At 41.7% G+C, this 11,347-nt stretch carries 8 protein-coding genes; all 8 read right to left on the bottom strand.

Annotation, left to right across the window (positions count from 1 at the left end; all coding sequences use genetic code 11):
* Positions 1-48: 48 nt before the first annotated feature.
* A complete protein-coding gene (locus ACVPON_RS09205; RefSeq protein WP_462878333.1) occupies positions 49-342 on the bottom strand; it encodes a type VII secretion protein in 294 nt (97 codons plus the stop codon).
* Between the two features lie 12 nt (positions 343-354).
* Positions 355-783 carry a DUF5082 domain-containing protein gene (locus tag ACVPON_RS09200; protein WP_462878332.1) on the bottom strand — a complete coding sequence of 143 codons (429 nt, stop codon included), beginning with the start codon at positions 781-783 and terminating at the stop codon, positions 355-357.
* A 119-nt stretch (positions 784-902) separates the two neighbouring features.
* Positions 903-5,354, bottom strand: a complete 4,452-nt coding sequence (essC, locus tag ACVPON_RS09195; RefSeq protein ID WP_462878331.1) for a type VII secretion protein EssC — start codon at positions 5,352-5,354, stop codon at positions 903-905.
* Positions 5,344-6,534, bottom strand: a complete 1,191-nt coding sequence (gene essB, locus ACVPON_RS09190) for a type VII secretion protein EssB (protein WP_462878330.1) — start codon at positions 6,532-6,534, stop codon at positions 5,344-5,346. The genes essC and essB overlap by 11 nt, the downstream gene beginning before the upstream one ends.
* Complete coding sequence (locus ACVPON_RS09185; RefSeq protein ID WP_462878329.1) at positions 6,531-6,782, bottom strand: EsaB/YukD family protein; 252 nt, start codon at positions 6,780-6,782, stop codon at positions 6,531-6,533. The genes essB and ACVPON_RS09185 overlap by 4 nt, the downstream gene beginning before the upstream one ends.
* Positions 6,779-7,264: a type VII secretion EssA family protein gene (locus ACVPON_RS09180; protein ID WP_462878328.1), complete on the bottom strand. Its 486-nt coding sequence runs from the start codon at positions 7,262-7,264 to the stop codon at positions 6,779-6,781. The genes ACVPON_RS09185 and ACVPON_RS09180 overlap by 4 nt, the downstream gene beginning before the upstream one ends.
* A gap of 98 nt (positions 7,265-7,362) precedes the next feature.
* Entirely contained in the window at positions 7,363-10,785 is a 3,423-nt protein-coding gene (gene esaA, locus ACVPON_RS09175; RefSeq protein ID WP_462878327.1) for a type VII secretion protein EsaA, read from the bottom strand.
* A gap of 64 nt (positions 10,786-10,849) precedes the next feature.
* Entirely contained in the window at positions 10,850-11,143 is a 294-nt protein-coding gene (locus ACVPON_RS09170; RefSeq protein WP_084948610.1) for a WXG100 family type VII secretion target, read from the bottom strand.
* Between the last annotated feature and the right edge of the window lie 204 nt (positions 11,144-11,347).

Here is an 11,347-nt window from a genome sequence, read left to right as displayed (position 1 = left end):
GGCTAGTAATAATGCTCGTAAAAATCTTATTCTTATCGTATTGAACCATTACTGAAACCTCACATTGGCTGTATTCTTATCAAACTGACCTGCCATGGCTTTATCGTCAGCCACAATCTTCTCACCCACCGTAATCATTTGAGAAGTACGTTCCATTTCAAAATCTTTATAATCACTCAGAATTTTTTGGGCTTGTTCTTGAAGAGTCTCAAAAGCCTTCATCCGATTCAATGTGGTTTTTTCAATCTTTATCACTTGAATATCTGATATAGATGCTACCTTAGTACGTGCTGAAGTGACAACACTTTGCCAAGAGGCCGAACTTATTCCTACTTTATCCATTTATACTACTCCCTAAAAAATAGCTGCCAAGAAACTTTCAACCGCATTCCAGGCACTTCCAATAGCGCTAGCCAAATCTCCTAACTCCAATTTGCGCTTGGCTATTTCCATATCTAACTTCGCCAGATTCATTTCATGGCTATTCTGATGCGTATTCATCGTCGTCGCAATTTCTGATAGAGCCTTATCAAATGTATCACGCCTTGTCCCTTTAAAGGTATCTGTAGAAATAGTTGTAGAATATTGAGAGACTGTATTACGAAACTCACCATAAGATTGAATTTGCTTAGAGAGTTCTTTTCTTGCAGATTCTAACTTCTCAATCTCTGCTTTTTTCGTATCGTATGCCTTCTGATACTGATTCGCCAAACTTTCATTGAGACTCGCTTGCGCTCGATTATAAGCATTACTGGCAAGCCGTTTTTCTTCATAATCACTCATCTTTATACCTCTTTTTCACTAAACCTTACAGTTAATAGAATTATATCAAAAATCTCAATATTTTACCATTAGGAATAAGAAAGAAAACCATAAATAAAAGCAAGTCAAATGACTCGCTTTTATTCACTGATAAGCTTAATACGATAACCATCTCGGCTAGTAAAGTAATTGTATTCATCTACTCCAACTACGGATTCTGTAAAGCTACTCTTAATCGATACAACATTCTGGTCTTGGAAACGAATACCGATACAGCCCGCAGGCACATTGACCTTCAGAATCTTATCAACTTCCATATAGCCATTGACAATCTGACGCAACTCACCCATAAAGATGAAGTGTAGACCAACTGTCCCCCCTTTGTGTAGGAGAGTTTTAAAGGCATCTTCTGTCATCTTGAGATTCATGATCTTGCTGAGAGCTTGTGCTTCTGGAATCAAGATATAAATTGGATGATCCAAATCAGCTGGCGTGCGTGCATCCACCTCAGCCTGCATATCCATAAAGAAGCCAGGAATTCCATCTCCGACAAACACTTCGTCAAACAGCCCTTCCGACTGATGGTAGTTGCCTGTCGGATCCACCAAGAACTTCTTGATGTGGCGAGGCATCTTTTCTAAGCCTGTAAGAAGCGCTGCTTCTCCATATTCCAACTGCTGCATGGTATCATAGAGAAGCTCAAAATAGCCATCTCGTTTCGGTACAAAACCAACTGGGCGCGTACTCTCCTTATCAAAACCAATTGGCAACTCTCCTCTTTGCCACATAGCTTGAACCCCCTCGTGATCCCCAAAGAAGCTCGTAGAAATCTTGCTTGGCAACATAGGCACTGCTTCTGGCCGTAAGCCTAGCCATTCTTGATTCATCGTTTGGATTTCCGCTGTCAGGCGAGAAAGGCGCTCAATATCGTCTTTCCCTTCTACTGGCAGATAGACTTGTAACTCTAAGACTTCTTCCTGTGTCACTTGAGCGCGACCGACAATTTCCTGACCTGGCAAAGCATCACGACCCATAACCGTCCGGAGCGCCCCTTCTTCTACTAAGTAGAAGCTCAAAGCATTAGGAATAGTTGAACTCATCCGTAAACGCAGACTGCTAGCACTGAGTACGGTTATCAGAGTATAGATTCCCAGACTAGCTCCTTCACGAAGAAGCTGGTTAACAGCTGACTCAATGGTTTCCTCTAATGGGCTTTCTCGTACCGAGTCATAGCCATCAAAGAAGTTGAGAAGAACAGGGAGAGCTTGACCTGTCTTTTGCTCATACTGCGACAAGCTAGACACCCCAGCCTCTGTAAAGAGGGCTTTCCGCTCTTTCATCAGACCATCCAGACGCTTCAGATACTTGATGAGCTTTTCTTCCTCATCCAGTCGAACCAGATCTGCTACATGTGGTAGCTCTCTGACTGGCAAAAGACCATTCGTCCCAAAGTCAAAGAGATTAAACTGAACTTGCTCTGGCGTATTTTTTCGTGCCAGATTCATGAGGATAGTTTGAAGAGCTATTGATTTTCCAAAGCCCGGGGACCCATATAAGACGGTATTGCCCAACTCTTCGATATCAAAGTGATAAACCTCTTGCTTTTGAGCACTTGGCAGATCCAGCATTCCTAGTGGAATGGAGAGTTGACGAGGACTCCCCCACTCTGCTTGACGGTCAATCGCCTCTCCTACTAGCTCTTTTCCAAGAGGCGGTAGCCATGGCTTTTCAGGGAGGATGACTTGCAGACGCTCCGTCTCCTGACTGATATAATCAATCACAGCTTCCAGCTCTGTTTTTTGCTCTTGCGTCTCTTCAAACGAGTAATCCCCGTCATTTCCGTCAATCAAGAGTTCGCTTTGCCCTAGCTGGTTGACCAGCCAAATCCGTTCATCTATTTGATTGCCCTCATCGCTATAAGGCTGATACTCCGCTCCACTCCAGGCAGATTGGAAGAGTTCATAGATTTCATTGTTACCGACCTGAAGATAAGCGCGACCAGGCTGAGTGATACTAGCCGCATCTGGGGTTTTAATAATCTCGTTTGAGTCAGAAGGATCTGCGACCTTGAGCGCTAGTTTAAAGCGAGAGTTGGACCAGATTTGCTCATCCACCACTCCAGATGGCTTTTGTGTCGCAAGGATCAAATGAACTCCTAGAGAACGTCCGATACGTGCTGTAGAGATAAGCTCTGCCATAAACTCAGGCTCATTTTGCTTCAGCTCCGCAAACTCATCTGAGATGAGGAAAAGGTGAGGCAAGGGTTCAGTCGGGTAGGCCTTTTTCTCTTCTGGATCGCTAAGTGCCTTCCTTTTTTTATAGAGCTTGGTATAACCATTGATATGATTCACACCAAACTTCCCAAAGAGACGCTGTCGCTTTTGGAGTTCCGCTCGGATACTCTTCAGTGCACGAGCCGTTCCAGCTCCATCCAAGTTGGTAATAGCCCCCATCAGGTGAGGTAGCTTAGCAAAGAGATTGGCCATTCCACCTCCCTTAAAGTCAATCGGTAAAAAGCCAACATCCTCAGGCGCAAAATTAAGGGCCAGAGATAATATATAGCTCTGTACAATCTCTGACTTACCAGAACCTGTAGTCCCTGCAACTAATCCATGTGGACCGTGAGCACGCTCATGAAGATTGAGGACCACAATATCATTTTTCCCCCGAACACCTAGAGGTACAGCTAAGGACTTAGAGCTGTCTGCCATCTGCCAGCGTTTTTCAAGCGCCAATTCCTCAACCTGCTTGACGCCGTAGAGTTCCATAAAGGAGATTGTATCTGGAATTGAGTTTTTCTCTACTTCGATATGATTGAGATTCGCTAAACGATAAATAGCTTCTTCTAGCTTACCTGTTTGAGGGAGGCGATTGGGTTTGAAGTCTTGGTTGACATAAACGTGATGATTATTGATGAGCTTAGCCGCTTCTCCATTTTGGTAGTTTACCACTGCTGTCACTGTCTCTGGAAGCATATTAAGGCTTTCCTTGCCCCAGATAACCGTCACTCCATACTGGGTCATATCCTCTGCTAGAAATTCGTTGAGCCCATGTCCAGACAGCCACGATTCATCCAAAATCGTCAAAACGTAGTGCGGTGAGAAGACCTGCTCCTGCTTCTGTTCCCGAGCGACCTGACGACGCTTGACCAACATTTGGTAGAAAGAGGTCAAGACCATATCCCTAGTCTGATCATCATGGATGAATCCTCGCAGATTGAGACTACGGATTTGCATATGTGGCAACCAGCGCCATTCTCGCCAGTGATTCTCGTATTCCTCTTGAGAAACCAAGGTCACAAATTCCACATCATGATAGGAATGAAGAGCCGCAATCTGAAACAATAACGTTTGAACTGCCACTCGCAAGACGGGAGTTATTCCTGCTAGCCCCAACGCCTGATTCCGCAAGGAAATGACAATGGGTGCTTCTTCTAATTTGCTATGCGGTTGTACAAGCTTTTGCTCGATAAAGCGACTCCAGTCTTCCTTGCGATTGGTAGGTTGGAAATGCAAGGTATAGCTAGAAGTAATAGCACCCGTTCCCAAATGAACTTTTAAAAAGTCCTCATTGGTAGACATTTTTTCATAGATACGTGGATTGTAACTCTCCACTAAACCAACCAGTTCTTCAACAGACGGAAAGTTATAGGCCAAAGCTTTCTTTTGCTCAGCCTTTAGACGGCTTAATTGGCTCCCTGTCTCTAAAAGATATTCTTGGTAGTCATCATTGCGCTTCTGATTCTTCTCTTTGATTTCCTTTTTGTTCGTAAAATAACTGGATACTGAAAATCCAGCTGTCAAAAGACTAGCACTGGCCATTCCCATCATAAGCAGAGCATTCCTCTGCATAAAGACACTAGAGACTCCGCTAATGACCAGCATCCCAACAGGTGGCACGATTGCTCGCCATAGTTCACCACGTCTAAGTTTTTCTTCTGGCGCTGGTGAATTGATTTCCACCTTATCCTCAGGCTCTTTTAGGTAAATCCGTGGACTTCTGCGATAATTAGGAAACCCATGTGGAAACTCAGATCGATAAGGCTCTTCAAACAAGCGATGAGATTGGATGGTATATTGTCCACTCAAAGGCAGGAAATGAATCTGATGTTCCCGAAATGAGAAAAGGAAATAATCCACCACCAAAACATCACCTACCCGAATAGTGGCATCAACTTCCTCTAGCCTTTCTCCATTTAGATAAAGGCGAGCTCCATTGGATGAGCCAGATAAATAATAATTGCCTTTCTCCTTAACCTTCAGATAAAGGAGAGCCTGACTTTCTAGAGAAACATCTGCTTTCTTCTCCTTAGAAAAGAGCAAGTCTCGCTTAGGATAGGCAAAGGAATGAATCTGAATTAGGTCGTGTGGAAAAGCTACCAGATCTTCTTCCTCCTGACCAGACCAAGAGATGCCATCCTTCTCAAGACCATTTTCGGTTAATGCAAGGTGACTCCCTCCAATGTCTAGTGAAGACTCTCCTTCGGTCAACTCCTTGTACTCAAAGCGTTCTTTAAACGAAAATACATGCCAAAGAACTGCTTCATCTGACAGCTTTTGACTCCAAACTGCTTGTTTGTCCTTAGTTGCCATTTTTAGTCTCCTTCGGTGCACTATCTGTCTTTGAACTTCCGTTTAATTGTTCCTGTAACTTATCAATTTCTTTTTGATACTTTTCAAGAAGTTCTCGTTTTTTTGCCCCACTCATGGTACTGTCCGTATTGACCTGATCATAGAGCTTAGTATAAGCATGGAGAATATACTGAATATCCCCGATATTTTGAGCGATATCAAGCGCTTTTTCAAGCTCACCACGACCGATATAAATCCAATAAGAAAGGGTATTCTCACTGGACTTCTGTGACAAGGTGCGTGCTACAACATCTTTTTGTTCCTGGGTTAGATTATCTAGTTCTAACGAACTTGCCGCAAGTGTATATTGAACACCCTTTGGAAGGCTATTGGGATCTTCTGACTTGAGTCCTTCTACTACTGCTGTATAATCCTTGGCAATGTAGCTAGTCTCAGCCTGAATGATTTTCTCCTGCTTAGGTACCACGTGAAAGGCATAGATTCCCATTCCAATTCCCATCGCAACCGTCACAACAGCGAGTCCCAAAGAGCCCCATTTAAATAGTTGATAGTTCCTTTTCGATACCAAGAGCTTTTCTTTTTGACGCTTTTCTTCTTGGATATGAGCCTGCTCACTAATGAGACGATCCACTTCATCAAATGTCTCTGCTGTAGAAAGTTTTTCCGCAAAGGCATTTTTAACCGTCACAAGACTATCAACTAACTCCTCGAAGTTGAGCTTAGGTTGTAAAATGAACACAGCTAAAGCCTTGTATTGCTTTAACAAGTCCTCTTTCGTGAGCGAAAAAGGAACCGCACTCTCTGTCACCCCTCTATGTCCTAAAAGGACACTTTCTCCACTCACAAATAGATTATCGGGATGGATAAAGGGTTTCATTGGTTGATCAACCGTTTCTTTTAAAAACTGTAACTTCTGAAAAAGATGAAGGCGCTCAAGAATTTCTTTATTTTCAACAGCTTCTCGAATTGACTGATAACCTGCTGGAATGTGGTAAGAGAGAAGAAGAACCTCTTCTGTTTCTTCTTTCACTACTCCTTGAGCTAAGTGTACTTTACTTTCCAAGAAGAATCGATACTGCTTCATCCGATTCAGTTGAAATTGATTAGCGGATAATGTAATCTCTAGTTCCCCAGCATCTTTCGACCACTTGGATTGAATACTTGTCTCTTGTACTTTCATTTCTCTCTCCCTACAATTTCTAATTGATCTCCATTGCCCAACGGAAAATCAGCCACCTGATCATCATCATAAAAGACGAGTGCTTTGTTAGTCACCCGGAGATTAAAGTGAATTGGTAGCTCCTGATTCATGATTGCAAACGATTCACATATCAATTCTTTTACTCTTTTAAATGAAACCTGTGTTGGAAGTTTCAAATCATATACTTGATTTCTCCATTTTATACCAACCGTAATTGTATTCATCATACATTCTCCTTCTTGAAACGAAGTACCTTTGAGTACTTTTTACCCAGCCAGACACCTAGATAGGTAACACTAAGTAGACCTATTCCAAATCCTAAAGCAGTCAGCCAAGTAGGCAATGAACTGCTAGAATTACTCTCACCAGTCAAAATTGCCTCATCTGCCTTATAATCCGCTTGAAACAAGCCACGTGTCACCTCATCCTGACTCTGAAAGCTATTGGTATCTTTAATGCCCATAAAAAGAGAGGACTGCGCTTGGTGAACATTCTCCTGTTGTGCTTGTTGTAGCTGTTTTTCTTTATTCACACTATCTTCTAAAAATAATTCAGGAATATTTTTAGACTTGGTTGTCTGAGGGCTGTTCCCTTGATCGTAGATGGTCTGATTATTGATGGAAAGACCACCGTCATCTGTTCTAGCATTTCTTGAAGCAAGAGATAGACACAACAATAACAACCCCAAGATGGCTTGAATCCGCTTCATAAATCTCCTTTCCCACTTGGTAAAGATAACTTTATTATACTACAAATTGCACCCTCTCACAAGAAGACAAAAAGGATCCTTACGGATCCTCACCTTAACTATTTCTTTCTTGTAAAGAGATTGAGACCAACTCCGACTCCTACAAATAATAAAAGTAGAAGAACTGTTACAACACCTAAGTTACCACCTACCAAGAGATAACTAAAGCCGTTTTCAATATTTTGTAATGGAGAAAGTCGGTACAAGAGATTAAGAAAACTTCCTGACTGAGTTGTCACTCCCAAAATAGGAGTCAATAAGAGATAGAAGCCTAAGAGAGATGCAGCTACGATATAAGTCAGATACGGAGCTTTCTTCAAGCCGTAAGATAAGACTAAAATAAGTCCCGTCATTAACGCAAAGCTATAAACGAACCACAAAACTCCATTAGCAGCCGTTGCCACTCCTAGTGTTACCCCTGAAAACAGAATTGCACCTGCAGTCGCTGCTCCCACTGTAGGTAGGAAACTAGTCAGTTTCAACTCCCACTTTCTCGCCGTCAAAAGATCTGCTTCTTCCTTTTCTTGTCCACCTTTAACAAAGCGTCCAATCGTCATAGCTGTGATAAGGGAGATAACCGATAACAACAAGGTCATATAATAAGGAATGATAGAAATATGACTAACTGACTGTGCCTTACCTTCTGTGACTTTTGTGGTAATTGGATCTGATAAGAAGTTGAACACTTGCTTGTTATCAGAACCTCCACTTTTCGCATTAGCAAGTACTTTTCCAAACTGTTCCGCATAAGAGGTATTTTTCTCAACCGTGCTACTTGTTTCCTTCACACTCTGATTCAGGCTAGAAAGTACACTATCTGCGGACTTTTGAACAGACTCTGTTGTCTCACTTAACTGTTGGATTTGTGGGGAGATATCTCGTACCTGTGCAGCACCATCTGCCGTAGCCTGTGCAGCTTTTTTAGAACTATCTCGTAGACTATCGTATTGAGACAGGAGCGACTTCACTTCTTCTTCCAACTTAGATGTGTCCATCTTTTCAGGTTGTGGATTTTGATCATTCACAACCGACTCATAAGGAACTTTCTCAGAGTCCTTCCATTGACCATGAGCTTGGTCTAAGACCTTCTGCATCTCCCCGTACCAAGTATTTAAAGCAGATGCTTGTTTGACAAGTAGATCTGAGTCTGGGAGAGACTGATACACTTGACGAAGAGTCCCTTCCTTAGGATTATTTTTTTCACCCAAAATATCCATTACATCCTTCAATTGCTGGTCTACTTGTTTGTATAAACTATCTCCCGCAAGTTGGTACTTAGCGACTAAGACCTCAGATAGTTCTGAAGCACGCTCATCATCCGTTAGGTTGTTGTAGAGAGTATAGACAGAATCTGGACTTGCTTTTTCCACAAGAGTACCCGTAGAGAGTGCACTTGCAAATTGATTGATATCTAAACTTGTTCCTGGCGATGCAAAGAGAGTCACGATTTGTTGAGCAGCAAGGTCTAGGTTTTGGAAGTTTTTCAGAATCACAGGTAAATCCTCAGCTAAAGTGTCATACTTACCATTAACTACAGATAACTGACCAACTGCTTGAACTGAAATGCCATCTGTCCAACTATAACTTACTTGGTTATAGGAATTCTTGTTTACATCATCAGATAAATTCCACTTTATCTGGCCACTAATCGTGACACTCACCTTTTTAGGAAGCGTCGAATAGGTAGGTTGATGGACGTCTGGCGAAGTAGTTGGCGGAGTTGTTGTAGCACCACTCGTATCCGTGTTTGGAGTACTTGAGGTCCCTAAATCTGGAGAGGTTACAGGAGTAGTTGGTGCGGTTCTTTCATTGACAAACGTGACTTGAATCGTATTTTCCGATACTGTAGCAGTTACATTATAGCCTGTATCTTTTAATTGTTGACGGATAGAAGCTTCAATTGAATCTTTCGTCACACCTTCCAACTCAAGATTCCCCATCGTTGCATCATCTATATTCAATTGGACTGTCTGGCTACCCGTTGACGGAGCAAATTCTAACGTCTGGTGAATGGAATAGGTTACTGGATTGATCATAGTATCCGTTGAGGACAGATACTTAAAGGTTGCATTCTGTCCCAAAGAGCCACCTAACTCACTACTATAACTATCCACAATTTTCAGTGCATTCCGATAAGTTGTTGCCTCATCGAATGACATCAATTTATCTTGCTCCAATTTAGCAATGAGGTCACTCAAATCTCCAGATGAGATCAGCGGTAACCGACTAGCAATTGCTTCAATATACTGTTTAGGGAGTTTGCTTCGATTTTCTGGTCTCGTCATTAAATTCAAAATAGCTGAACGAATATCCTTATCCGTAGCTGTCTGAGCGCTTAAATCCTTAGAACTATAGTAGGTTTCTGCAATGGTATCCCTAAGTGCACTAAGGTCCGCTGCTTCTTTTTCTAAAGAAGTGATTTGTGCCTCTAGATTTCCCTTAACCTTACCTTGGGCAACTTTGTACTCCTCCGCCTTAGCTTTGAAATCTGCCATAAAGGAACCTGTCTCTGTGTCTGAAGACTGTAATTCCTTTAATTTCATATTTCCAACAGTGTAAAGAGCATCATACAAGTCAGAATAATGCTTCTGATCGTCTGTCCATTGCTTTTCCAAGGCAGTCTTATCTTTTTCAGACTGCTCCTTGTACTGGTCAGTTGACTTTTCAAGGCGAGTATTGGCTTCTTTTGAGAACTCATTCACAGAGTTCGTTGTAGACTCAAGCGATTTCCCAGAAGCATCTAAGGAGCTATTGTTCGCTTCCATGCTACTTGCGACTGATTTAACAAAAGCTTCCTGTTGCGTCTTAAAAAGTTCATTATCCGTCTTCAGACTATTTGCAATGGATTGAGTACTTCTAAACGAATCTGGTAGTGTCGAAAATGGAACTTGAATATTGGAGGTAGTAAATGTATTTTGCGACAACTCAGTAGCTACCATCTGATTCACATTAGTCTGTGCATCCGAAAGGTTCCGAATGATGCTCGAAAAATACATCCGAACCACTCGTTGATTAAATCCTTGTAAGACCGTATTAACTTGACTATGAACAGCCTGATTAGCTTGTTCATTTTGCCCTTCACGGATCTGATAAGAAACTGTAGCTTTTTCTGGAGAAACGCTCTCTAAGCTCAACAACTTCTCAGAAAAGTCTGACGGAAGAGTAATAACTGCATCAAACTGACCAGATTTCAATCCTGCTTCAGCAACACTACGACTGGTAGTTTCCCAATTATTCTCCGTATCCTGGTTAATTAAGGTTACAAAATCCGAACCCAAATTATAATCAGTATTTTCAAACCTTGCACCTTTATCTTCATTCACAAGCGCATACTGAACCTTAGCAGTTTGTTTAGTTTCACTTGAATAGTGAAGATTCTGATCCTTTAATGCAAAATAAACAAGAGAACCCGATAATAGGGATACGCATGCCACCGCAGTTAAAATTTTTAAGTATCGTTTTTCTTTATGAGGATTATTCATGATTCCTTCTCCACTTATAACTAGCAAAAAACGACGCCCCTTTCGAAGCGCCGTTCACTGATGATTAATTCAAGCCAAATGAAGTTGCATCCTGACGGTCACGCTCAGCAACAGTATCTGCGTATTGGTTCAATTGTGCATGGATACTTTCAAGAAGTTGTTCCATTTGAGTTACGCTTACTGATAATTGTTGGAATTGTTCCAAGTATGATTGGAAAGCCGCACCTTGCCATTGTCCTTGAAGACGGCCATTTGCACCTGAAACCTTATTAATGGCATCTTTCAACTGTTCAGAAGCATTGGTATAAGTTTGCGCTTCAGACTTTAACTGTTCTGGGGTCAACGAAATTGCTGGCATATCATTATTCTCCTTTTTGACTTGGTCATCTTCCTGATAACCTTATAGTCACTATTGTATCACAAACTCATCAGATTGCAAGTATTTTTTTATTTTGATTCAGCTTTAATACTCAATAAAAATCAGGCTCTATAATTTCTGTAGTGGGTAAATCCACTGTAGAGATTATGGAGCCTTTTTGAGTATAGAAAAAAAGTCCCATAT

This window comes from Streptococcus sp. 1F3, assembly GCF_054968985.1.
This window is presented reverse-complemented; position numbering and strand designations above follow the sequence as displayed.